This window comes from Leptolyngbya sp. PCC 6406, from assembly GCF_000332095.2.
Lineage (GTDB): Bacteria > Cyanobacteriota > Cyanobacteriia > Phormidesmidales > Phormidesmidaceae > PCC-6406.
On sequence record NZ_KI913949.1, the window covers coordinates 1,311,772 to 1,336,149 of the forward strand.

Here is a 24,378-nt window from a genome sequence, read left to right on the forward strand (position 1 = left end):
ATAGGTTGGGTCGCCGGAGGGCAACCCAACCTATCCCCCCCTCCCCCATCGGCCTGTGGTATGTTACAAAGAGTTAACTATTCTGAGAAGCTCCTTGTCCTCCTACAGTCCTCCCTCTCCACTAACGGTTGATCGCCCCTGGTTTGGGGCTTGGGTGCTACAGACCTGGGCATCGTGGCCCCTGACTCTACGGGTCTTGCTGGCGGCGGTGGGTCTAGTTGTGGTGCCCGTCTTCTTTGAAGCGCCTTTGGTGCGATCGCTTCCCTGGCTGAGTCTGACGCTGACAGGTTCCTGGGTGCTAGTGGGGGTGGCTTTGATGACCCACAGCAGCACCCGCATCTGGGGAGATATCTTGGTGGGGTTTGCCTGGACTTGGTTGGCGGGATCCCTCTATTGGGGCTGGTTTCGCTGGGAACCCTTCGTTCACCTACCCCTGGAGTCTGTGGGCATTCCCATTGTGTTGCTGCTGCTGCTGCGGGGCCACAGTCGGGTGGGCTGCTACTTTTACCTGGGCTCCCTCCTGGGGACGGCGGTGACGGATCTCTATGTGTATTGGATGGATCTGGTGCCCCTGTGGCGGCAGGTGATGGTGGCGGAACCGGATCAGGTGGCTTGGGTGCTGCGGGATGCGATCGCAATATTACAGACCCCTATAGCCGCTAGTAGGGCTCTACTCTTGGGGCTTGGGCTCTTGACGGTGGGGGTGGTGCCTTTGCGATCGCAGCAGCCTTGTTGGTGGGCCTTCAGCGGTGCAGTTTTGAGTACGTTATTAGTAGATGGACTTTTTGCGGTGAGCGCTTTGCTAGCCTGAGTTGTACTCTATACACCGCAGGGCAGCAATATCTTTGGCATAATGATGCCAACTCAATCGTTAGGATCTGGAAAACGAGATATTTTCTGGTTTTCCAGATCCTAACGCTGCCCTCCCGCTATCCCATACAGCCCTTAATTCGTAGTGACTGGAAGACCTGGGCCTTACGTGGTGTTGCAAACTGACGCTGGCAATCGCCATTTGTCCCTAGCGGGTAGCAACTGCTGGACGGTGGGGCGCAGTGACGACAACAATTTAGTCCTTCCCGATCGCTGGATCTCCCGCAACCATGCCATGATCCAATGCATGGAGACAGGGGAGTTTTACCTCATCGATCTGGGCAGCCGCAATGGATCCTTTGTGAATGGACGGCGAGTCAGTGTCCCCGTCACCCTGCGGGACAAGGATATGCTCACCTTTGGGCAAACAGAACTTCAGTTCTACTGCCCAACCCATGAGTCAGATCTGCCCAAAGCCAGCCCCAGTACCCAGGATTTCACCGCCACCGCCAGCCTCCATGTACGGCGGCTGATCTCGGTCATGGTGGTGGACATTCGCGACTTTACGGTAATGACCCGCCAAACCGATGAGAAGGTGCTATCAGAATCCATCGGTACCTGGTTTCGCTGTGCCGGAGACATCATTGCTGAGCACGGCAGTTGGGTAGACAAGTACATTGGCGATGCCGTCATGGCGGTGTGGATCCATGGCCCAGGGGGGGCGGAATTGGAGGAAATGCTCCAGATTGGTCGCGCCATTAGCGCCCTCTCCAAAATGACGGGATCGCTCCACAAGCGCTTCCCCCTGCCCTTTCCCCTACGGATTGGGGCCGGGTTGAACACGGGTTACGCTATGGTGGGAAATGCGGGCAGCGGCGATCGCCCCGAATATACCGCCCTGGGGGATACGGTCAACGCTGCTTTTCGCTTTGAAACCTCGACCAAGCAGTTGGGCCTAGACCTAGCCATAGGCGAGACGACCTACGAATACCTCGTGCGCTTGGGAGCTACGGAGGAACTGTTCAAGCGCTACACGGTAATGATGAAGGGCTATGAAACCCCTATTGTCACCCACGCCAGCACCTTTTCTGATCTAGACCGCTTCCTCCACAAGCATTCTTGATGCCCGAATTCAATACCCCCCGCTTCACCCGATTGGGGTAGACTTGAGCCTGCCAGACGACGAGGCTGACCTCACCCCGGAGGGCACTGTATGACCGCAACCTTAACTGCCCCTAGCCGCTGCATGGTGCTACGAGGGGTTAGCTGGGCTACCTACCAGGCATTGATTCACGATTTGGAATCGGAGCCGGGGAAACGGCTGACCTACGATCAGGGAACCTTAGAAATTATGGCCCCACTGCCTCCCCATGAAAGCTACAAGAGCCTGATGGGGCGCATGGTGGAAGTTGCTACCGAAGAAACGGAAACCGAGATTCGCAGTCTGGGCTCAACCACCTGGGGCCGGGAAGACCTGCAAAAGGGGCTAGAACCAGACGAGTGTTTTTACATTCAAAATGAGCGGACGGTGCGGGGTAAGGATGAGATTGACCTGACCTTGGACCCACCGCCCGACCTAGCCATTCGGCGCAGTCAAACAGCGATGGCCCCTTCGGGCCGGTCCCTGACCATTGCATTCCTTGACCCCTATTCGAGCTGGCCACCCTAAAGAATAGTCAGGTAGGTATCGACTGAGGTTTCTGGCAATACTTTCAGGGTTTGATTTTGCAAATCTAATTCAATGCCAAGGGCTTCTAGCGGAATCACCCCTAACAGGGCATTTTCGCCGCCAGGGAGTTCTAAACACTCAAAGCTGCCTTCGCGGCCCAGCAGAGAAATATTGGCATCTCGAAAAATACGGGCTTTACTCAGCCCAGTGGCGGTAGAAACGTCTACTTCTCGCAGGAGATCCAACCCTAGCTGGGCGATCGCGGTGGCAGGTAAACACAGGGTCGTCGCCCCGGTATCCACTAGGACGTTATTGAGGGTGAGCGATCGCACGTCTTCCGGTGGAATCACCTGACGAGCGGCGAGGATCTGATCGGCTCGGTTTGTAATAGTCAACGTAGTCAGGATTTTACCCATCTGTTCAGTAGACATCGGATTGGCTCCCGGTACTCTACCACCATTGTAGGGGGGAGCATGGGGCGCGATGGTCTCCGACCGGCTAAGGGCCATCGCCCTACCAAAACCCGATAGCCCACAACCCGAATCAACCCCAACACCCATCGGGTTATTTGGGATGTAGCTAAGGCGATCTCAAACCTCAAGGGGTGTTCAAGAGACGTGATAGGCCATAATAGCAACCTTACCGTCGCGGCTGTAAATCGCCTCAATACGACGATGGGTGGGATGTACCACCACACTTTGATGCGGTTGTCTTGGGCGGGGGCTGTAGCCGTTTGCTGATAGCCTTCAGTGCGTAGCAGGGACTCAAACCCATCAACGGGTAAGGTCTTGCTTTTGATTTGAGGAATACCATCTAGTTTGTGTTTATCCAGGGTCATAGGAGCCCTGATAGGTACTGTAGATGCGATATCCCGGCAACACGATCGCGGCCCCACGGGTATCGTGGATGGTTCCGGTGTAGTTCGGTTCGGGTTGACTACCGCCAATGCGGATCTGCCATGCGCCCCACCATAGATAAATCCCTGGAATTAGGGCATCCATGCTGTAGGCGATCGCCCTCAAGGTGTTATCACTGGATGTATCTGGATGCGGCGATGGCACGGATGTACCCATATCGTTCATCTGGGGTTGATCCTGCAACATCATTGACCACCATTATAAAAGTCCAGGCGGGGATATCGGTGTAGTCAAGCCGCGATCGCGGCTATCCTTCTTCAGTCGGATGCCAATGGCGCTACGAACCCCAACCAGAAATGCAAGCTATGATGATGACAATCGATTAAGTATCGATGTACTTAACTCTGTTCTGATTGCTATTTTCAAATGGGGAATTATGCCAACGGAAGCAGTCACTTTTGAGGTTTCACCTGATCTGCTGGCAGCACTTAAATTAGGTGCTATTGACTTGGGGCGACATATTCGCTTAATAGCAGCGATTTCCTACTTCCAGGAGAAAAAACTGTCTCTGGGTAAGGCAGCCCAATTGGCAGGCATGAATCGCTTGGCTTTCATGGACAGTCTGGCAAAGAAAGGAATTATTGTTTTTGATTATGACGAGTCAATGGTGGAAGGTGAGTTAGAAGGGATTTCGGCTCTCTCAATGCTCAACTTGTAGTGGTGCATGATTATCAGTAATGCGACTCCATTAATTGCTTTCGCCCGTATTGATCAGCTTTCTCTACTACAAAAAGTGGTGGGAAAAGTTTTCATTCCATTGGGAGTCGCCCAGGAAATCTCGGCCTATAAGCCAGGGCCTCCAGGGAGTATTGATTTGGCCCATGAATCCTGGATTGAAACGGTTTCGGTAAAATCGGAGGATACGGTCTCTCTATTACTATCTACCTTAGATCGAGGTGAAGCTGAGGTCATTGCTCTTGCTCTAGAAGTGGACGCTCAAGTTGTTTTAATGGATGAATTGACGGGGCGTAAGGTTGCAGAGTCTTTGAATCTAAAAGTAACTGGCTCGGTTGGCTTGCTGATTCGGGCCAAACAATTGGGGCATATTTTAGCAGTCAAGCCTTACCTTCAGGCCATGAGAGACGCTGGGATTTATTTCAGCGATCGCTTTATTCAAGCAGTATTGCAGCAGTTTGACGAAGGTTGATACTTGGCCCTGATGGTGCATTGGTGCGGCGATCGCGCAACTCAACTCAATGCATTTTCTAAAGGGCGATCGCATTTCTTTTCTCCTGCTCCCAATGCCCCAGCTAAAGAATGGTCAGGTAGGTATCGACCGAGGTTTCTGGCAGCACTTTCAGGGTTTGGTTTTGCAGGTCTAACTCAATGCCCAGGGCTTCTAAGGGGATGACTCCTAACAGGGCATTTTGACCCCCAGGCAGCTCTAAACACTCGAAGTTCCCTTCTCGCCCCAGTAATGACAGTTGGGCATCTTGAAAAATGCGGGCTTTGCTCAGTCCAGTAGCGGTGGAGACATCGACTTCCCGCAGGAGATCCAGCCCTAGCTGGGCGATCGTGGTGGCAGGTAAACACAGGGTCGTCGTCCCGGTATCCACTAGGACGTTGTTGAGGGTGAGCGATCGCACCTGGTCCGCAGGGATATACCCGCGAGAGGCTGCTGATTGATCAGCCCGGTTGGTAATGGTCAGGGTGGTGAGGATTTTGCCCATTGGTTCGGTAGACATGGGTTTGACTCCCGGTACTCTACCACCAGTGTAGGTGAGGGGTTTGGGGATAGGGGAGGTGGTAGTGCATTAATGTAAAGGATAAAGAAAAACAAGGTATAGCCGTAGCAATTTCACGGGAGTAGGGCACATGAAGATCGAGATGACCTGTCCAACTTGTGGGTCTCACGACATCTCAAAGAACGGTACTACCAGACGCGGAAAGCAAAACTACAAGTGCCGAGACTGCAATCGTCAATTCGTAGAAGATCCCCAGTGGAAGCCGAAAGACAAAGACCTTAACGGGTGACAAGGGCACTCAACGTCATACGGTACAGGGTTTTGAGATAATGGAGGGGACAAAAAAAAGGGAGCCTCAGTACAGCTCCCCCAACCAAATATGTTCCCTACATTCTACCAAACTACCCTTCTCACCCATCTCAATGAAAAACAGTACTTGACCTTCCAGTTACTGTTGTTATTGCTACAAGCGCATCGCCAAGTCAAACTCTCCGTCTTAGCCAGCGTCTTTCCTCAGCCCATTCAGTATCAAAGTCGCAAACGGAACTTACAACGCTTTTTAGCCTTACCCAAACTCACGCTCAAGGTGCTGTGGTTTCCACTGCTCAAATATTGGATCCGCCAAGTGGAAACGGGACGGGGCTTGAACCGTGACCAACGCCGTCGTCTGAGAACGCTCAAACACCATAAACACGGCTATTGGATTCTGGCAATGGACCGCACGGAATGGAAAGGGCGAAATATATTCATGGTCAGCGTGGTGTGGGGGACTCATGCTTTACCCGTCTATTGGGAGCGTTTAGGGCGGGCGGGCACGAGTGACCTGAAAACGCAACGGCGACTGCTGAAAGCGGCCCTGTCCTTGTTTAAGTCCTACCCGGTTCTACTGCTGGGTGACCGGGAGTTCCATAGCCCTAAACTGGCGGAATGGTTGGATCAGCGCGGGGTGTCCTTTGCACTCCGACAGAAAAAGGACTTCCATTTCAAGACCGATACCGATACCGACTATCAAGTCCTCAAAAACGTTGGCTTCAAACCGGGCCAGTCTCGATTTTATGAGGGAGTTTTGTGCAACAAGGGCGATGGTATGGGCCCGTTTAATTTAGCGGTGTATTGGAAGCGCTCCTATCGCCAGAAGGGGCCGAAGGAACCGTGGTATATCCTGACTAATCTGCCCACCTTGAAGCAAGCCTTAGCAGTCTATCGATGTCGCTGGGGCATTGAACAGCTCTTCAAAGACTTTAAGACTGGGGGCTATAACTTGGAGGACACCAAGGTCAATGACACCCGATTCTTAGCCTTAGTTTTACTGATCGCTCTGGCTTACAGTTTGGCGACTCTCCACGGCCAGTGGATGCAGGAGGCCAAGCTAGCTCAGTATGCCGGACGTCTCCAAGAGCACCAAGATAAGGCTCCACGGCACAGTGACTTTAGCTTCAGTCTCTATGGGCAACGATGGCTCTATGCCATGGATTTATGGGCCGATTGGGCGCTCAAGCTGGTAGCCCTCAAACCCCATAAACACCGCTATTTTCAGCGAGGTTTTCACGCCCTATCCCTTATCCAGCAAGCTCTCTAGGGGGGTTGTCACCCTGTAAGGACAAAGACACTCGGAGTTTGGTCGATCTGCTGCTGTTAGAGAAGATCCCCCTAGCCGGCATCGCCAGAGCCACCGACGTCTCTGATAGTTGGCTACAAAGCTACGTCAACGCTTGCTATGAGGCAGTGCCAAAAGCGGCAGAGGTTGTCCCCAAGGCCAAAGGCAAGCTGAAAGTGCAGATGGATGAGCTGTGGTCATTTGTCGATAACAAAGGCAACAAGCAGTGGGTCTGGCTGGCGATCGATGCAGACACCCGAGAAATCATCGGCTGTCATATCGGCGACCGCTCCAGAGAATCAGCCATTGCCCTATGGCAGTCCATCCCGGCTGTATACCGACAGTGTGGCCAGATCTACACCGACTACTGGGAAGCCTACGTCAGCGTCATTCCGAGCAAACGACATTTTGCTGTTGGCAAAGATAGCGGCTTGACGAACTACATCGAAAGACTAAACAACACCCTGAGGCAGCGGATTTCTCGGTTAGTGAGGAAGACACTGTCCTTTTCCAAGAAGCTAGAGAATCACATCGGCGCGATCTGAACGTTCATCCATGACTACAATCGCCGAGTCAGAGAGAAGCTGGCAGCAAGGGAAGAGTCCATGGTTTCCTCTGTCCTTTACTAAAATGCACTACCGGGGAGGTTTGATGGGAAGGTACACCGTTCGCCTCTACAGGGTGTTGCTAGATAAGGGGCGATACCTGCGGTGAGCTTCGCTAACGCGCCCCCCCATTTTGGGAAGCGGCGATCGCGATATCAGGTCATTTGGGATAGGGTTGAGGTGATCTCACTGACCCGTCTCGCTCAATGCTGCAACACCGCGATCTCGGTATGGGGCTCATTGCCCAGTGGATGTTTTCTATCATCAAGTCGGCAGTGAGAAGCACTGGATACAAGCAACGGGTGAAAGCCAGAAACCGGGCCTTTGTCAACTCCTTAGCAGGGTAATACCAAGGAGAGCAAAGCCCGGTTTCTGGGGATGTGGATGTGTGGAATTGGGAAGTGCGATCGCTAGCCAAAACTGCTGCTGGTTAATTGACTCCAAATACAGGTGAGTGGAAATTTACCGTGCCGGTCAAAACATTGAGGTTTTAGACAACCCAACAACATTGTCGGGAGCAAAGACTTTGCCAGGGTTTACGCTGAATCTGCAAAGAATTTGGGCTTAAGCACCCTAACCATCAAGGCCGCGATACAGTTCAGATATCTCAAATTCCAAGCCAATGCTGGTCAGAGCAACCCGCTCCCCCGACGTATAAATAACCGTTTCCCAATCGCCCACACTGTTGCGACGGCGACACTCAACGCGCTGCTCATTCTGAGAAATCACGACATATTCTTCTAGAGATTCAATCTGCTTGTAATCGTTATATTTTTCGCCCAAGTCAAACGTTTTTGTGCTGGATGAGAGCACCTCTGTGATCAGTTTGGGATAGCGCTTCACATAGCGATCGCTCCGATCTCGCGGGTCGCAGGTCACAAAGGCATCCGGATAGTAATAAAACTCATCTCGGTAGTTGACCTTGACATTACCTGAGTGAAATCGACACTCTGTGTTGCGTAAGTTTAAGTTGATTAGCGTCAACAGGTTGAGGGCAATGCGATCGTGATTATCGGTGCCACCTGCCATGGCATATACCAGCCCCCGTCGATATTCATGGCGAACTGGGCTTTGTCGCTCGATATCGAGATATTCTTCGGGGCTGACGTAGTTGGGAACGGCAATCATGGATTTTCTGGGGATGCGTTAGCGAAGCTCACTGTAGGTAAGGCATCGCACTGACTCTATTTTAGCGATCGCCAACCGCTAAGAACAGTGGTGCACGATCTCGCACCCCCTTGTTTTTTGCCAATGTCAATGTAGTAAATACGATTTGTTGCAGCATCGTAACGTGTAACGATGTCTACGTGACCAAAGGTAGGATCGAAATCTGTTCCCATGAAAGAAATAACAGCTCCGCGATCGCGGTATGGGGCTCACCGCTCAATGGATGTTTTCCATCGTCAAGTCGGCAGTGAGAAGCACTGGATGCAAGCAACTGGTGAACGCAAGAAACCGAGCTTTTGCTAACTCCCTGGCAAGGTGATCCCAAGGAGAGCAAAGCCCGGTTTCTAGGGATGTGGACATGTGGGATTGGGAGGTGCGATCGCTAGCCAAAACTGCTGGATGCGGCGATGGCACGGATGTACCTATATCGTTCATCTGGGGTTGATCCTGCAACATCATTGACCACCCTTATAAATGTCCAGGCAGCAGGCGATCGCGCTGCCAATATCCAAGCCGTCGCCATTGCCCAGGACGCGATCGCGCTGCCGATACCATCAAGGGGTGATCGCCCATCATGTGAAAATTAAGTGATATCAGAGATTCCTAGAACGCCAATATGCTTGAAGTGGGCTTATCGATTTAGATCGATTGTAAGAGTGCCCTTCATGAACCTCTAAGTGTAAATGTTGAGCCATCCAATAACCGCTGGGGAGATAAGCGCCATCAAAAACAGTGCCAATTTTCATACCCTTGGTGATAGTTTGGCCAATGCCTACCGAGTAGTTCTCAAGGTGTCCATAGATCCAAAGGTTTCCATCATCTCCCTTCACACCGACAAAATAGTTGCCTGCAATATTCTGGACTAATGTTGTAGTACCCCCAACTACAGCCCTAACGGCATCACCAGCCAATCCAGCCATATCTATTCCATAGTGGGTGCCAGAGTAATTAGTATTGTCGAAGTATCCAGCAGTCATGGCTTTGTATGAGCCAAATATCTCATTAGAGAGATCGGAATAGATTTGCTTCACTGACAACGAACTCTCACCATTACTGGTTTTCCCATCAAAGAACAAATTGTCTTTACTCTGTTGATTCCATTCGGAACGGCTTAAAGCTGACAACTCAGCGTAATAGCCACCTGAGGCTACTTTAGGATCAGCGTTGACAACCCAGGGCGTGCCATCAGGTGCTACGGCAATCTGAACTGCACTACCGCCGACATTGTCCCAACCCTGCCCATTCCAGCGATAAATACCGTAGCCCCCTGACTCAGCCCCCGTTCCAATCACCCAAACTGAGCCATCAGCGCCAATGCCAATGTCATTGGCTTTTCCAGGCATCGGTCGCCAAACATTATTCTCTCGCTTGTAGATGGTGCCTTGAGAATTGACGACCCAAGGTGTACCGTCAGGTGCCACGGCTACATGCACTGCACTACCGCCTACCTTGTCCCAGTTAGTTCCATTCCAGCGATAAATACCATAGCCTCCCGACTCAGCCCCAGTTCCAATTACCCAAACTGAACCATCAGCGCCAATGCCAATGTCTTTGGCTTGTCCAGGCATCCGTCGCCAAGCGTTATTCTCGCGTTTGTAGATTGTGCCCTTAGAATTAACGACCCAAGGCGTACCGTCGGGAGCAACGGCTACACGCACTGCACTACCGCCTACTTTGTCCCAGTTAATTCCATTCCAGCTATAAATACCGTACCCTCCCGACTCAGACCCAGTTCCAATTACCCAGACTGAGCCATCAGCGCCAATGCCAATATCTTTGGCTTGCCCAGGCATCTGCCGCCAAGTATTGTGACTGCGCTGGTAAATATGATTTCCCGAGTTTGGCAAGTTTGGCGTTGGTTCACTAACAACCCAGGGGTTGCCATTAGGGGTAACTGTAATCTGAACGCCGCCACCATTTTGTCGATCCCACCCTGTCCCATTCCAACGGTGTATGGTGTATCCGCCAAAAACGCGCTGTGTTCCAATCACCCAAACTGAGCCATCAGCGCCAATGCCGATGTCTTTGGCTGTTCCAGGCATCTGCCGCCAAGCATTATTCTCTCGCTTGTAGATTGCGCCCTTAGAGTTGACAACCCAAGGCGTACCATCGGGGGCCACAGCTATTCGTACTGCACTACCGCCTACCTTGTTCCAATCCTGGCCATTCCAGTTATAAATACCGTAGCCCCCTGACTCAGGCTCCGTTCCAATTACCCAAACTGAGCTATCGGCTCCAATGCCAATGTCTTTGGCTTGCCCAGGCATCTGCCGCCAAACATTATTCTCGCGCTTGTAGATATTTCCTTTAGAGTTGACGACCCAAGGCGTACCATCGGGTGCCACAGCTATTCGTACTGCACTACCGCCTACCTTGTTCCAACCCTGGCCATTCCAGTTATAAATACTGTAGCCCCCTGATTCAGGTTCCGTTCCAATGACCCAAACTGAACCATCGGCTCCAACGGAAATATCTTTAGCTTTACCTGGCATTTCTGCCCAGAAATCACCTTGAAGTTGATAGATAGAATCGCCCAGGTTTGTTGAGCGATGCGTTAGCCGCTGGGGTGTCGCACTAGGCGCAATAGTTACAGGCAACCCAGTCCCTACTGCATACCAAGACTGGTGACCGCTGGGTTGAATCGTTAAATAGCCCTTGGTGTAGTAACGAACAGTGACACCATTACTCATTTCCTCTTTGATGAAAGCGCCTAAATTCTGTGGAATCGAGCTGACTTGTGCGTAACCTGTCCCCGTTCCATTAACGGCACGTTCAGAAGTTGTAAATTCCTTTGACCCTGACCAAATTTGCGGTGTAAACCAGGGTTCTGGATCATAAGGCTTGGGCGATGTCGCCTTCGCCATCAACAGCGCCGCAGGGAGATTAAGGAGCCCCGCCCCCGTCTGAGCATCCCACCCCGGCGTGTTTAGGTCCGTCGCCGTCGCCTGCAAAATCTCAATTACCTGACGATAGCTCAACTGCGGATTCGCCGCCCACACCTGCGACACTGCCCCCGTCACCTGAGCCGTCGCCACCGACGTACCCGCCATCGTCCCCAAACCATCCGCCATCAGCGACACCACCGGATTCTCCGCCGTACCCCCCGCAGCCAATAGCCCCAACCCATTGCCATAGCTGGAATAGGCGGCTTTACCCAGCCCATCCGCCGCGCCCACGGTGAGGATATTGTCAAACTCCTGGGCCGCCTGCCCCAGCACCGACATCACCCCGCCATCATTGCCCGCCGCCACCACCATCAGCACCCCATTTTGGCGGGCATACTCAATTGCCTCCCGCTCTTGGGGCGTGAATTCATAGCGGGTGGTCACATTACCATCGGTATCAATCTGAGTCAGGTCAAAGCTGAGGTTGACCACCGCATTGGGTTGGCCCGACTCGATCGCCGCATCCACAAACTCCGTCAAGGAATTGGCCCACTGTCCAGAGCCCACAGCCCGAGAAACCCAGATGGGAGATTGGTCGTTGATACCGTCGATGCCAATGCCGTTATCCCGAATTGCCGCAATCTTACTCGCGACAAAGGTGCCATGGTCATCCCCTGCTCCCAGGGTATGGAAGGAGTTGTTGTTGCCATCCACCCAGTCCCAGCCAGAGGTGATGTTGTTGTAATTGAGATCGGGGTGGCCTGTGGTGAGGCCCGTGTCAATGATGCCGACTAGGGGTTGGGCCGCTGGCGGGGCTGAGGCGGAGATCGCCAAGCTGCTGTCGAAGGGAGCCACATAGGATTCGGCATAGGTGTGAATTGCCCGCCCAATATCCGTGGAGCGCCAATCCTGACTGGGATCCACAAGGTCGCCCATGTACAGGGCTTTACCTTCTGCTCCCCGCACTTGGAACACGATGTCGTTGTAGTCCAGGTCAGAGCCCCGGTCTACCCGTATGTCCTCAAAAGCAAACGTATTGCCATCGCCGAAGACATCGGCGATTTGGCCCATGGCGAACATGTCATCGGGGTTCGCCGTGGCCATCGAGAACAGCGGTGTACCGCTGCTATCGATACGGGGGTTATTGAAGGCGCTCCAGACCCGGCCCCTGGGCACCAGCATGAGGCCGAATTCATCCCCCGCCTTCATCTGAAAGGTCTTGGCTCCCAGGTAATCCCCCGAGTTCCACTGATCCAGCTTGGGATTGTATTCCCCAAAGCGGGCACCTTCAAGGCGATCGCGGATGACGATGTGGCCTTCTTCGGTGCCAGTGAGGGCGCGGCGGGCGGCTTCGCGGATGAAGTCCTCAGAGCCCAGTTCAAACTCCTCCATCCCCTCTAGGCTAAAGATGGCTAGTTCGCCCTGGTAGCTACCGCCATCGAAGAGATAGTCGATGGTGACTTCGCCGCTCTCGCCCACAGTAAAGACGCCAGACTCAAACTCGAAGGAGAGGCTCGTGGAGAAATCCTCTGGGGGTGGAATGAAATCAATGTCTTCGAGGTCTTCTTCCGGGGTGTTGCCGATGTCGAAGGGGGGGGTGTCCTCAAGGTCACCGGGGTCAAAACCGCCGTCAACATCAGCTTCAGCATCCAGAGAGGACAGATCAATATCGGCCCCGTCAGGAGCATCTTCTCCTGTATCGAGAAGGCCACTGGGGGTCAGGATTTGTTCCAGCAGAAAGGTTTGGTGGACAGGTGAGGCTTCAGTGGGCTGGGGGACAAAGCCCTTAGCAGGTTGACGCCGGGTCCGAAGAGAACCAAACAGTTTCATGGGAATGCTCCTGATTGCTGGAAAGAAAGCGGTCTAGGTAGCTTACGCAGAAGGCTAAGGCAGAATGCTGGGAATGACCGTGATAATTCTTACAGGGTCATACTGGGGATACTAACCTGAAATGTTTGAAATGCCCCCCCCTGTTTTGGGGTTAGCTGATGGGATGAGGGGCCATGAAACTCCTTTAATCCCTTGTCAAACAAAGCTTCTGGGGAATTGACTCACTTTTTGGCTCAGCAAAAGGTGAGCCAAAATCAAAAAAGGTGAGCCAATAATTCAGTAATTTCCCGGATTAAGCCTCAGTAGATTCCGGTAGACATTGGGTGTTATGCAAATTGATAGCCCAACTGCCCAGGATTGGCTTTGCCCCGACCTCAGTGCCCATTGGCGACTGCGGCAAAACCGGGTTGCCAATTGCTGGATTTTGCAGGGGCGGGAGACACCACGTCAGATTCGCTTTGACCCCATGGAGGGCTATGCCTTGGCCCGCTTTAGCGGCGGCTGGACCGTGGCCCAGATTCAGGCCCAGTGTGAGGCAGAATTTGGCACCGACGTGCCGCCGGACTTGGTGGTAACGGTGCTGACCAAGTTGGTGCAACTGGGGATTTTGGCCCCTGAGGGTGAGACCGGCCCAGAGCCCGCCGCCCCTCAATCCTTGGGGCTGAAGCCGGGGGTGCGGTGGGTGCATCAGGCCGATGGTCATTGGATTTTGGGGGATGCGGAGGGGTTGCGTCACCTGCAAGTCAGTCCTGGGGATAAGGTGATTATTGAGCAGATTGGTCACTTGCCTCTGGCGGCGATCGCACATCAGCACCACTGCACTCCACACCATCTGCGATCGCTGCTCAACCTTCTAGCCCAGGCCCAAATGCTCACGGGGGTAGAGACACCCCCCCCGCCCCGGCGCAAATTTACCCCTATACAATTGCTGTACTTCAAAAAGTCCCTGCTCAACCCCGATCGCTGGCTAGAACGCCACGTCGGCAAACTGGGCTGGCTGTGGCGGCAATCTACCGGCCTGCTGCTCTGTGGGTTTTTGGCCTTGACGGCGGTGATGGCCAATGCCCATCGCCCCGACCTCCTGTTCTTTGGCCAGGGACTATTGCACGCCTATGGCTGGACCCTGCTACTACCCTTTGGCCTGCTGGCCATGGCCGTCGTGTCGTTACATGAACTGGCCCACGCCTTTACGCTGAAGCACTTTGGCGGCGCGGTGTCCGACATGGGACTGCTGTTTATGTGCCTGATCCCCGCCGCCTATACCAACAGCAGCGATGCTTACCGCCTGCGCCAGGGTCAGCAGGTGTTGGTGATTGGGGCTGGGGTGCTGTGTCAGGTTGTCATTGGCGCGATCGCATTTTGGCTGTGGTTTGGCACCGCCGCCAGTGCCGGACTCCACACCCTGGCCTATCTATTAATGGTGGCGGCTCTGTTCACTGTGGCCCTGAATTTGAATCCCATGGCCCGCTTCGACGGCTATTACCTCCTCAGTGCCGCCACCGGCATTCGCAACCTCAAACCCCGCTCCTTTCTGTTCTATGCCGCCCTCCTACGGCGACAGCCCAGCCCCGAGCAGGGCCGTGATGGTCAAAGACCGGCCAGAGGCCATCGCGCCATTCTGGCCACCTATGCCCCCCTCAGCTTTCTCTACCTGCTGCTGGTCTTTGGCAAATTATTCCTCTGGTTAGCCAATGTCATCCTGACCCACATTCCCTATGTGGCCCTGGTTCTGTTCGTTCTCTGGTGTCTCTACTACTTTTCACCCCATGACAACCTCCCCTAACCCCCGGCAAAAAGCGCCCTTTAGGGTGGTGCCGCCCCCAGCCGCCCCGACACCCCAGCCGACCTCATCCCCAGCTTCCCCCCCAGCCGCCCCGAGCCAACCTCTACCCACCGATGCCCCTGCCTCGGCGGCATCGCCCTCGGCAACAGCCCCTGAAACAACGCCATTCCGGTGGCCTTGGCGCGGATTGATCGTGGCAAGCGGCCTTGTCCTAGCGGGATTTATCCCCACCCCCTACCAAGTCGGGGGCGAAGTCACCCTGGCATGGCCCGAAGGTGATCGCCAGCAAATCCGGGCTCCGATGCGGGCTATTGTCGAGGAGTTCTACGTGGCACCGGGGGATCAGGTAACGGCAGGACAGACAATTGTGCGACTCTCCAGCTTGGACCTAGAGCGAGAGATCGCTCAGCTACAGAGAGACATTGATCAGGCCCAGCAGCTTTTGGCAGAGGTGCAGCGAGAGCAACTCCAAGCCCAAGCAAGAGTAAGGGAGATCACCGCCGTAGTGGTGGTCACCGAGGACAAGACCAAGCGTGCCGTGGTCCGAGGTGAGCAGGGAGCCCAGGGGGCCACCTTGCCTGAAATTGCCCTGCTAGAGGTACAGCGCGATCGCTTAGACAGCCAATTGGTCACGGATCGGGAGGAATGGGAGCGGTACCAATTTCTCCATGCCCAGGGTGCGATCGCAGATGAGGAAGTGCGACGGCGAGAAAACAATTACCTCAACACCCAGAAGGATCTCCAAGTTAAAGCCGCAGAGATTGCCCATACCCGTCAGCGTCTAGCAGACACCGCCGCCGATGAAATTGGCAATGCCCAGGTGCAGGGAGCCAGCGCAGATGCTGCTGCCCTACTGGCAGGCTATCGAGATCTCATCACGGCCCAAGAACAGGTCATCGCCAGCCACCGTGAGCGCCAACTGGCCCTCCAGGCCCAGCAGCAGAACTTGGTGCTGGTGTCCGCCCAGACCGGAACGGTTTTGGACGACGATCTCGACCTGCTGGTCGGGCAGGAAGTTACCCCCGAGAAGAACTTGCTGCGAATTGCCCAACTTAACCAACTCACCGCCAATGTAGAGGTGAAGGAAGAAGATTTGAACTATGTTCAGCCGGGAGCCGCCGTCACCTTCCGACCCACCTCTTCTAAACTGACACCCTACGATGCAGAAGTCGATCGGGTGCTGAAGGATGTTGCCCCCGACAGCACCCAGCAGCGCCGGATTGCCACCGTGCGCGTCGTCATTGACAATGCTGATCAGCAGTTGCGACCGGGATCCGGCGGCTACGCCAAGATTTTTTCCGAGTGGATTCCCCTCTATCAACGTCTGGGACGAGAAGTGATCAAGCTAGTCCCCAGTCGTTTTCTCTAACGGATCCCTCGATTCTGGCCCTCTCCCCAACAATGAAATGCGACCCCTTGCACGGCAACCCATGATAACCATGGCCTCTACAGGATTTAACCCTTCCTACCACTGAGCCAGCGCTTGCGCCATGCCCCCGTCGGCTGGAGTGGGGAAGTAGCCTGTTCCTGCTGGCGGCGTTGCTGAATTATTACGGCTGAATCTGTCAAGGTCGGATCCCGATAGGGCACCGCTGCTCGCGTTTGCAAATGCTCCACCTCCTGTTGAGAGAGGGCGGGCAAGGGTGTATCTCCCCAATTGGCAAGGGTTCCTGGCCAGCGGCGACCCACTGCGGCACTGGGGCCAATGTGCAGCCCCGCGAGTTGCAGAGCCGATCGCACCGCCGCTGCGCAGGAGTAGGTGGCCAAGCATCCCCCAGGGGCCAGACAGCGGGCCACTAGGGTCAAAAACTCTGCGGTCCAGAGCTGGGGACAGCGGGGGGGCGAGAAGGGATCAAGAAAGATGACATCCGCCTGGAAACCGGATTGCACCAGGGTTTGAATGGTTTGGCGGGCATCCCCCAGATGCAGGTCTGCTTGCAGCCCTGGGGAGTGGACAGAACTCTGGCCCACTGTGGCCAATTGCTCCAGAATAGTCTGCACAGCAAGAGGCCAGCCGCTGACTAACCCTTGGGCGATCGCAGCTTGGGGCACCTGTCCATCTAACTCCAGCCCCACAATCCGAATTGGCAAGCTGGGATCTATGGCCCACAGCGCCTCCAGAGCCGCAGCGGTGTTGTAGCCCAAGCCGTAGCACAGGTCTAGGATTCCGATGGCCTTTGGCCGACCAAAGGCTATTGCACTGTGCCGCTGTGCTCGTGCGACTAAATCTGTAGCCTCAACATAGGTGCCACGGGCTTCTTCGTAGGCTCCACCGCGACTGTGAAACCATTCTCCAAAGGTGGTGGAGTAAAACGTCTGGCTCCCGTCCCCGGTAGGCTCTGGAGATAGGGTTGAATCGATGGTGGTATCTGTCATTGCCGTCTGATTGACTGACAAAAGTTCAGGGACGATTGGCGACAAGTCGCGCCTATGCGCCTATGCGCCTATGAGTCAGCACAGACCAGCTTTGATTATATGGTATGTATCGTAGCGGTTTTGTATGGCAGCGGTTACTCAGTACTCCGGAAAAAGTCCTCAGGGGTATTGGACGTTTATTAGGACTAAAAATTAGGAGATATAAAACAAAGAATAGCAGTACCCAGAACGGTTCCATTGAGTGATCTCCTCACATCTGTCAAACCTGCCTGGAGTTGCCTCAATACGGTGTCTTCGGTGACTTCTCGCCCCGCCGTATTTATCGCATTGCTCCCTGCTACTGAGCAGAGGAAATATCAAAAACCTGCTTGGATACTGCTGTCTTCGACGAAACCGGTTCAGACGTTAAATCGATACTTAACCTCCTATTTAACGGGGACTGAACTTCCGATTTGGAACCGGAGCCTTAAGCTCCTTAACTACTAAGATAGGGGGTCATTTGCCCTGATCCCCAACTTTGAAACCAAAGTTTATCTTCGGGTTAAAAGAAAAACAGGAGCCGGGAAATGGCAGAGGGGCCGGGGTGAGGGGACTAAAGGATCTTGGCACTGGTGGGTGTGAGGAGAAAATCTGCCGCTGCTTGCAGGGAGCCATAGAGGCGGGTAGGTTTACAACTGGCCAGGGAAGAGGCGCTACGAATGCCACAGGTCAGGCCAATCGTGGGAATATGGGCGGCCTGTCCAGCCCGAATGTCGGCCTCTGTGTCGCCAATCATCCAAGCTCCCACGGGATCTAGACCCAGTCGGCGGCGATCTGCGATCGCGCCCCTGAGGCTGGCAATTTTGTGCTCGATGCGGTTAGGGTAAGCGGCCTCCACCTCCGTCGCCCCATAGATTTGGTGCACCGTGGTAGTCAGGTCGTGGTCGTAGAGAAACTGCATCACTTGAGCACCATGGCGCAGAGTAACAATGACCAAGCGGATGCCATGGGCCTGGAAGCGCAACAGCGCTTCCCTGGCCCCAACCTGAAGACAATCCTGCTCCAGTAAATCCGCTTGATTCACAATGTCATTCACCCGACCCAGAAACCAAGTCACCGCGTCACCCCTCAGCCCCGACCAGTCAGCAATCATCGGGTCGGGCACTCGGGTTTGCTTCATTCGCCAAAACTGCGCCTTCGTTAACACCCGCACAGATAGGTCAAGACCCTGGGCGGCATAGCCCGCCTGGGTATCCATGAGCGCCTGTCGATAGGTGCTGTAGTAGCGATCCGACACATCGGCAATGGGACCATCAAAATCACAGAATAGGGTTGCCCCATGGGACAGCGGCACTGAGCCCACCGCCGCAGTTCGGCTTTCCCCAGAAACGAAGCAATGCATATTTCGCTGCATAGGCTACGAAAACTTTAGATTAGTTAAGAATCCTCTCAAGCCACTACACCTTAGCAGCCCCTTTTTAGAAATGGGGGACTCATCACCAAGACTCATATAGTCTGGGCTTATTGCTTATGAGAGAATACATAAGTGGAATTGCGGTCAAATGCCGGGGATCGCCTGCCCACAGGGATATGAAAACGGGGATTTAGTCCAGAAGGGTGAGAACCCCCTACGCCACAATCGTGCCCCAGAGATCGTATACATCAGCCTTATCAATATGAACGCGGGCCATTTGGCCCAGAGCGGCCTGCCCTGTCACGTAAACGACACCGTCCACATCGGGGGCAAAGCGGGCCGATCGCCCGATCATTTCCCCCGTTGTCGGCTGGATCTGCTCCATCAGCACCTCCATAACCTGACCCACCTGGGCTTGGTTGCGCCTCAGGGAGATGGCTTGCTGAGCGAGCATCACCTGTTCTCGGCGCTGATCCATCACAGCCTGGGGAAGCTGATGCGGCAGGGTGGCGGCGGGAGTGCCCTCTTCAGCAGAAAAGGTAAAGACCCCTACATGGTCAAACTCGTGGCGCTGAACAAACTGCATCAGGTGCTCAAAGTGAGCTTCCGTTTCGCCGGGAAAGCCAACAATGAAGGTGGTTCGGAGCACTGCTTCAGGTAATGCCGCCTTAATCCGATTAATAATGTTGTCGTTGACTTGGCCCTGCCAGGGGCGATTCATCGCCCGCAGCACCTCAGGGTGGGAATGTTGTAGGGGCAAATCTAGGTAGGGTAGGACGTTGGGCACCTCTCGCATAGTCTGAATGACCTCTGGCGTCAGACCCGTGGGGTAGGCATAGTGCATCCGCACCCAGGGAATATCCACTTCCCCCAAGGCCCGCAGCAGTTCCGCCAGTTGGGGCTTGCCATAGAGATCGGTGCCGTAGTTAGTGGTGATCTGGGAAATGAGCACCAGTTCTTTTACCCCTTCGGCAGCGAGTTGGTGGGCCTCCGCCACGATGGACTCAATAGGCCGCGATCGCTGATCCCCCCTCAGGTGAGGAATGATGCAAAAGGCACAGCGATAGTTGCAGCCCTCCGCCACCCGCAGGTAGGCGGTGCCTTCGCTGGTGGTGCGATAACGCGGCACGGTTTCATCGGCAATGTAGGTGGGCTCCAGGCTCACCTCCTTCACCCGTTCCCCTGCCTCGGCCCGCTGGATCACCTCCACAATTTTGTGGTAGTCCCCCGTGCCGACGAGGGCCACCGCCTCGGGAATTTCCTCCAGCAGTTCATCCCGAAAATGCTGGGCCAGACACCCGGTAATCACTACTTTTTTCTTGGCTTCCGCCAGTTCTACCAGGGTGCGTACCGACTCTTCCCGCGCTGATTCAATAAAGCTACAGGTGTTGACAATGACGTAATCCGCCAGTTCCTCGTTGGCATCTACCCCATACCCTGCTTGCACTAGCAGCCCTAGCATGTGCTCGGTGTCAACGCGATTTTTTTCACAGCCTAGGTGGGTTACAGCAATGGTAGGAGTTGCAGTCATAGGGGCGGGGTAGGAAGGTCCAAAACCTCTATTGTACTGGGTCTGTCTCCGGTTCTGGAGGCGGCGCGATCAATATGTTCCCTGGGTTTTCTCCTAGCGGAGACACTGCGCGAACATGCTTCAACCCCCGCTACGTCCAGCACTGTATACGTAGCGCTGAACAATAGGTTTTGTATCATGATCATGAGCCTAGGCCGTAACCAACCGTCCATTCCACTTGTGGAGACCTGGTGAACCATGGACACCGCCGTACTCAGTACCCCCTTTGAGCCTGCTGCCCTAGCCGCAGCCGATACCGCTACCCTCAAGGCCACCCTGCTGAAGCACGTCGAGGGGCGAGAGGCTGAATCGATGGCGAAAAAGGTGCGCTTTGCTAACGAAACCCTGATGCCCCTCTTTCACGAGTTGGCCAAGCGTAACCCCATCCCGGACTTGCACCAGCAGATTCCGCTATTACAAGGGCTCTGGGTGTCCCTGTGGTCTACCAACCCGTTTCAGGATATTTTGCCGGGGCGCGTCCACGACGAGTCTTACCAGATTTTTGATGACAGCGGCTACTACGCCAACTTGGCTCGCTATAAACCGGGGCGCAAGACCCCGATTCTGAACCGGATTTCCCGCTGGCTCCTCAGCTATGACTTGCTGATTATGCAGTCCTACCGGGTGCAAACCCTGGCCCAGGGGAAGTCGGAGGATGCCATCCATGGAACTCCCCCCATGCAGCAATACTGGGAGATTCAAAATGTGTGCATTCAGCAGGCGCTTCGCATTGGCTCCCGCTCCTTTAGTCCAGAGGCGGCGCAGATATGGCTCCGCAAGGCTATTGCCCAGCAGCAGTCGGCAGACTCCGCGCTCCCCCCGCCAGAGGCTCCCCAGAAGGGACGGCTGAAGGCAAAGCAATACCAGCAAATTGCTAAAGCCCGCCCCCAGCTCGATAACCTGTACATTGACTCGGAGTTTCGCCTGGTCAAGACCCAGCGGGAAAAATCCCAACGCCCCTCCTACACCGTTGCTATCCGGAAGACGTAACTACAGCGGCAAGAAGAAACCTAGTACGGTCAAAAATAATGGGATTAGCGCCCAAGGCGGGCGGGTTGTGTTTCTGCGTCCTTCTGTCGCCCGCTACCCCACTCAACGGTCTGGTACTGTATAGAGTTTGTGGCTGCCGCCTAGCCCAACTAGGGCAGCTTTGCAGGTGGGGCGCAAGCCCCCTATTGGTGGGAGGGAGCAACAGTGCGAGAACTCAAAACCCTAGAGGGATTGCAGTGCTGTCTATCGGCTTGGCAGCAACCTGCCTTGGCCGCAGGGGCAGTGGACACCGCTTCCGTGGGACTGGTCCCCACCATGGGCGCATTGCATCGGGGCCACTTGAGCTTGGTACACCGAGCCCGAGGGGAAAATGATCGGGTGGTGGTGACGATTTTCGTGAACCCTCTCCAGTTTGCCCCCGGCGAAGATTTAGACCAGTATCCTCGGACTCTGGAAGCGGACTTGGCCCAGTGCAAGGCAGCAGGGGTGGATGCGGTGTTTTGCCCCAGTCCCATCACCCTCTACGGGGGGGAGCCCCAGGAGATCGCTCTGACTCAGGTGGTGCCGCCCCCAGAGCTAATGGCCCATCTCTGCGGTCCCTACCGCCCCGGTCACTTTGCGGGGGTGACAACGGTGGTGGCTAAGCTGCTGAATTTAGTGCAGCCCCATCGGGTGTATTTTGGCGAGAAGGATGCCCAGCAGTTGGCCATTCTGCGGCGGCTCGTGGCGGATTTGAACTGGCCGGTTACGGTGGTGGGCTGTCCCACAGTGCGGGAACCCGACGGTCTGGCTTTGAGTTCCCGCAATCAGTACCTCACCCCGGCGGAACGGACCCAGGCTTCATTGCTCTACCAGGGCTTGCAGGTGGCTAGGGATGCTTTTGAGGGGGGAGAGCGACGGGCGGCAACGCTGGTGGCGATGGTGCAGAAGGGTTTGGCGGCGGCACCGGATCTGCGGCCTCAGTATGTGGAACTGGTGCATCCTGTGATGCTTCAGCCCCTAGAGCAGGTGGAAACCACGGGGCTATTGGCGATCGCGGCTTATCTAGGGCGTACCCGGTTGATTGATAATCTCCTATTGCGATCGCGCCAGCCCATCGTCGCCATTGACGGCCCAGCGGGGGCGGGCAAGTCCACCGTCACCCGGCTGGTGGCGGATGCCCTGGGGCTGTTGTACCTAGACACAGGGGCCATGTATCGGGCGGTGACCTGGCGTGTTCTCCAGGTAGGCATTGACCCCAAGGATGAGGTGGCGGTGGCGGAACTGCTGGCGGACTGCATCATTCGCCTTGCTCCCAGCCCCCAGAAAGAGGGTCAACCCAGCCCTAGTCAGGTCTGGGTCAATGGGGTGGAGGTAACCCAGGCGATTCGCAGCCCAGAGGTAACGGCCCTAGTCTCAACGGTGGCCGCCCAGCCCATGGTGCGCCAGGTGCTGCTGCGGCAGCAGCAGGACTATGGCCAAGCTGGGGGGGTCGTGATGGAAGGCCGGGATATCGGCACCCAGGTTTTTCCTGAAGCAGAGGTGAAGATATTTCTGACCGCTTCGGTGCAGGAACGTGCGCGTCGCCGCCAGCGGGATCTAGCCGCCCAAAACCAACCGGCGACGAGCTTGGAGGCGCTGGAAAAGGCGATTGATGAGCGCGATCGCAAGGACAGCACCCGCCGAGTCGCCCCCCTTCGTAAGGCGGCGGATGCTGTGGAGGTGGTGACAGACGGCCTCACCATTGAGCAGGTGGTGGCCAAAATCGTCAGTCTGTGTCGTCGCTCAATATGACCGCAAAACTCAGTCCAGATCGCCAATGGGCCGGACGGCCTCGGTTGCCAGCCGGATGCCCAGGATAGAGAATTAAGTCATGGAATCTTGGCATAGCGTTTGTCATGAACTCGCTAGGAAGATGACCTCTGATAGGTTCGGTTAAGTTTGACAGTCCGCGATTGCGCTTCTCTGAATTCTTCGGTCCTGTTCTTTCTCCGCACCTCGATTCATCATGACCATCTATAACCACGACATCATGTTGAGTACCCATGAAAAGTACGGGGGTATTCATTTTTACTCAGGGCGGGCTTTGGGTCTGACCGTCCCCGGCGATAAGCTACAAATGCATCCCGCTCTCCAGGCTGATTGGGATGCGATCGCAGGGCATTACCACCGGATTGGACTCACCTTTACGGAAGACATCATCTGGGATGTTTCCATTGAGGAAATTAACCGCCATCCCGGCCACGACATTTCCGTGTATTTTTTCGGAGATGCCGTTAACCGCAGGAGTTCCTACCAAGCATTCTTTGAAGCGATTGATGCGGACTGGCGCAAAGCCGTTGATTACATTAATTCCAAAAACAACTTTATTCACCTAGCCGAAGAATTAAATATCCCCGTTCCCCCCACCCTCTGTTTTGACCACCAGGACGACTTAGCAGACCTCGCTGAGTTGCCCTATCCCTGCTATCTCAAACCCTCCGTATCAGACCATGGGTTTGGCATTGCTCGCTGTGAAACAGTCCAGGATGTCCAGGCAGCCCTGGCTCAATTGGAGCCCGATGTGCCCTTTCAAGTGCAGACCGAGGTTGCCGCCAGCGCTTTTTTGAACCTGCAATATCAGACCGTCAACGGGCGGGCCGAGCCGGTACTAGTCTCCGAACAAATTCTGGAGGGTTGTGTTCACGGCGGCAATCGCTATCCCGCCAGCCACGAACCCTGGGATATTGTCGCCCCCATGGCCCAGTGGCTGGTAGATCGGGGTATGAAGGGCATCTTTGCGTTTGACGTGGCCGTGGTGCCTACTGGGGATGAAATCCAATATGTGGCCATTGAATGCAATCCCCGCTTTAACGGATCGTCCTACCCCACAGGGCTGGCAAATCGACTCCAGATTTCCCAGTGGAGCAGTGCCACCTGTGCCCTAGCTCCCCGGTCCATTCCCGATCTGAACTTGGCGGGGCTGGAGTTTAATCCTGCTACGGGCAAGGGGGTAATCTTGGTGAACTGGGGCACCATCCATGCCGGCAAGCTGAGTGTGCTCTTGGCGGGTGACCTAGAGGAACAGAGCGACCTGCTGACTAAACTAAAACAGCGACTGGGCTAGGGGCGCGTCAAGCTTG

General features: G+C 55.0%; 20 protein-coding genes and 2 pseudogenes. 14 read left to right on the forward strand and 8 right to left on the reverse strand.

Annotation, left to right across the window (positions count from 1 at the left end; translation table 11 throughout):
- Positions 1 to 154: 154 nt before the first annotated feature.
- From LEP6406_RS0206085 to LEP6406_RS26765, 3 genes are all read left to right on the forward strand, one after another.
- Complete coding sequence (locus LEP6406_RS0206085; protein WP_225886435.1) at positions 155 to 811, forward strand: DUF3120 domain-containing protein; 657 nt, start codon at positions 155 to 157, stop codon at positions 809 to 811.
- A gap of 171 nt (positions 812 to 982) precedes the next feature.
- Complete coding sequence (locus LEP6406_RS0206090) at positions 983 to 1,933, forward strand: adenylate/guanylate cyclase domain-containing protein (RefSeq protein WP_225886437.1); 951 nt, start codon at positions 983 to 985, stop codon at positions 1,931 to 1,933.
- A gap of 90 nt (positions 1,934 to 2,023) precedes the next feature.
- A complete protein-coding gene (locus tag LEP6406_RS26765) occupies positions 2,024 to 2,479 on the forward strand; it encodes a Uma2 family endonuclease (RefSeq protein ID WP_008308829.1) in 456 nt (151 codons plus the stop codon).
- On the opposite strand, the gene LEP6406_RS0206100 is transcribed toward LEP6406_RS26765, so the two are convergent.
- Positions 2,476 to 2,910 carry an aspartyl protease family protein gene (locus LEP6406_RS0206100; protein ID WP_008308827.1) on the reverse strand — a complete coding sequence of 145 codons (435 nt, stop codon included), beginning with the start codon at positions 2,908 to 2,910 and terminating at the stop codon, positions 2,476 to 2,478. The two genes, LEP6406_RS26765 and LEP6406_RS0206100, sit on opposite strands and share 4 nt — an antisense overlap.
- Before the next feature lie 393 nt (positions 2,911 to 3,303).
- Positions 3,304 to 3,552, reverse strand: coding sequence for a hypothetical protein (locus LEP6406_RS0206105; protein WP_027268891.1), 249 nt, complete (start codon positions 3,550 to 3,552; stop codon positions 3,304 to 3,306).
- A 115-nt stretch (positions 3,553 to 3,667) separates the two neighbouring features.
- Here LEP6406_RS0206105 and LEP6406_RS0206110 point away from each other — a divergent pair, with 115 nt between their 5' ends.
- Together LEP6406_RS0206110 and LEP6406_RS0206115 are read left to right on the forward strand one after the other, a co-directional pair.
- Positions 3,668 to 4,054, forward strand: coding sequence for a UPF0175 family protein (locus LEP6406_RS0206110; protein WP_008308819.1), 387 nt, complete (start codon positions 3,668 to 3,670; stop codon positions 4,052 to 4,054).
- Between the two features lie 6 nt (positions 4,055 to 4,060).
- A complete protein-coding gene (locus tag LEP6406_RS0206115) occupies positions 4,061 to 4,543 on the forward strand; it encodes a PIN domain-containing protein (protein WP_008308817.1) in 483 nt (160 codons plus the stop codon).
- Between the two features lie 103 nt (positions 4,544 to 4,646).
- Here LEP6406_RS0206115 and LEP6406_RS0206120 read toward each other — a convergent pair whose 3' ends face one another.
- A complete protein-coding gene (locus LEP6406_RS0206120) occupies positions 4,647 to 5,081 on the reverse strand; it encodes an aspartyl protease family protein (protein WP_008308814.1) in 435 nt (144 codons plus the stop codon).
- A gap of 130 nt (positions 5,082 to 5,211) precedes the next feature.
- Between LEP6406_RS0206120 and LEP6406_RS32695 the strand changes: the two are divergent.
- The 3 genes and pseudogenes from LEP6406_RS32695 to LEP6406_RS26770 form a co-directional block, all read left to right on the forward strand.
- Positions 5,212 to 5,331 (forward strand): annotated as a pseudogene (locus LEP6406_RS32695) (IS1 family transposase); the annotation flags it as partial.
- Between the two features lie 129 nt (positions 5,332 to 5,460).
- Positions 5,461 to 6,660, forward strand: a complete 1,200-nt coding sequence (locus LEP6406_RS0206125) for an IS4 family transposase (protein ID WP_027268829.1) — start codon at positions 5,461 to 5,463, stop codon at positions 6,658 to 6,660.
- Positions 6,661 to 6,683: 23 nt separating this feature from the next.
- Positions 6,684 to 7,223 (forward strand): annotated as a pseudogene (locus LEP6406_RS26770) (IS1 family transposase); the annotation flags it as partial.
- A gap of 633 nt (positions 7,224 to 7,856) precedes the next feature.
- Here the strand turns inward: LEP6406_RS26770 and LEP6406_RS0206140 are convergent.
- The gene (locus tag LEP6406_RS0206140; RefSeq protein WP_008316582.1) at positions 7,857 to 8,411 is read right to left on the reverse strand and encodes a Uma2 family endonuclease; all 555 of its coding nucleotides are present in this window, start codon (positions 8,409 to 8,411) and stop codon (positions 7,857 to 7,859) included.
- A gap of 446 nt (positions 8,412 to 8,857) precedes the next feature.
- On the opposite strand from LEP6406_RS0206140, the gene LEP6406_RS32700 reads away from it, so the two are divergent.
- Positions 8,858 to 9,037, forward strand: coding sequence for a hypothetical protein (locus LEP6406_RS32700; RefSeq protein WP_155834642.1), 180 nt, complete (start codon positions 8,858 to 8,860; stop codon positions 9,035 to 9,037).
- A gap of 6 nt (positions 9,038 to 9,043) precedes the next feature.
- Here the strand turns inward: LEP6406_RS32700 and LEP6406_RS30015 are convergent, their stop codons facing one another.
- Positions 9,044 to 13,165: a tectonin domain-containing protein gene (locus tag LEP6406_RS30015; protein ID WP_027268893.1), complete on the reverse strand. Its 4,122-nt coding sequence runs from the start codon at positions 13,163 to 13,165 to the stop codon at positions 9,044 to 9,046.
- Between the two features lie 328 nt (positions 13,166 to 13,493).
- On the opposite strand from LEP6406_RS30015, the gene LEP6406_RS0206150 reads away from it, so the two are divergent.
- The gene (locus LEP6406_RS0206150; protein ID WP_008309717.1) at positions 13,494 to 14,948 is read left to right on the forward strand and encodes a peptidase M50; all 1,455 of its coding nucleotides are present in this window, start codon (positions 13,494 to 13,496) and stop codon (positions 14,946 to 14,948) included.
- On the forward strand, positions 14,932 to 16,317 hold the full coding sequence (locus LEP6406_RS0206155) for an HlyD family secretion protein (RefSeq protein ID WP_008309718.1): 1,386 nt from the start codon (positions 14,932 to 14,934) through the stop codon (positions 16,315 to 16,317). Before LEP6406_RS0206150 ends, LEP6406_RS0206155 begins: the two co-directional genes overlap by 17 nt.
- Positions 16,318 to 16,403: 86 nt before the next feature.
- Here LEP6406_RS0206155 and LEP6406_RS0206160 read toward each other — a convergent pair whose 3' ends face one another.
- From LEP6406_RS0206160 to rimO, 3 genes are all read right to left on the reverse strand, one after another.
- Entirely contained in the window at positions 16,404 to 17,324 is a 921-nt protein-coding gene (locus LEP6406_RS0206160) for a tRNA (5-methylaminomethyl-2-thiouridine)(34)-methyltransferase MnmD (RefSeq protein WP_008309719.1), read from the reverse strand.
- Positions 17,325 to 17,916: 592 nt separating this feature from the next.
- Positions 17,917 to 18,705 carry an HAD family hydrolase gene (locus tag LEP6406_RS0206165; RefSeq protein WP_027268895.1) on the reverse strand — a complete coding sequence of 263 codons (789 nt, stop codon included), beginning with the start codon at positions 18,703 to 18,705 and terminating at the stop codon, positions 17,917 to 17,919.
- A gap of 226 nt (positions 18,706 to 18,931) precedes the next feature.
- Positions 18,932 to 20,248 (reverse strand): 30S ribosomal protein S12 methylthiotransferase RimO, encoded by a 1,317-nt coding sequence (gene rimO / locus LEP6406_RS0206170; RefSeq protein ID WP_008309721.1) that lies wholly within the window; start codon positions 20,246 to 20,248, stop codon positions 18,932 to 18,934.
- A gap of 237 nt (positions 20,249 to 20,485) precedes the next feature.
- On the opposite strand from rimO, the gene LEP6406_RS0206175 reads away from it, so the two are divergent.
- The 3 genes from LEP6406_RS0206175 to LEP6406_RS0206185 all read left to right on the forward strand — a co-directional run bounded on the left by LEP6406_RS0206175 (position 20,486) and on the right by LEP6406_RS0206185 (position 24,362).
- Complete coding sequence (locus LEP6406_RS0206175) at positions 20,486 to 21,277, forward strand: hypothetical protein (protein WP_008309722.1); 792 nt, start codon at positions 20,486 to 20,488, stop codon at positions 21,275 to 21,277.
- 204 nt (positions 21,278 to 21,481) lie between these two features.
- Positions 21,482 to 23,050, forward strand: a complete 1,569-nt coding sequence (locus LEP6406_RS0206180; protein ID WP_008309724.1) for a bifunctional pantoate--beta-alanine ligase/(d)CMP kinase — start codon at positions 21,482 to 21,484, stop codon at positions 23,048 to 23,050.
- A gap of 214 nt (positions 23,051 to 23,264) precedes the next feature.
- Entirely contained in the window at positions 23,265 to 24,362 is a 1,098-nt protein-coding gene (locus tag LEP6406_RS0206185) for a CarB family protein (RefSeq protein WP_008309726.1), read from the forward strand.
- The last annotated feature ends 16 nt before the right edge of the window (positions 24,363 to 24,378 follow it).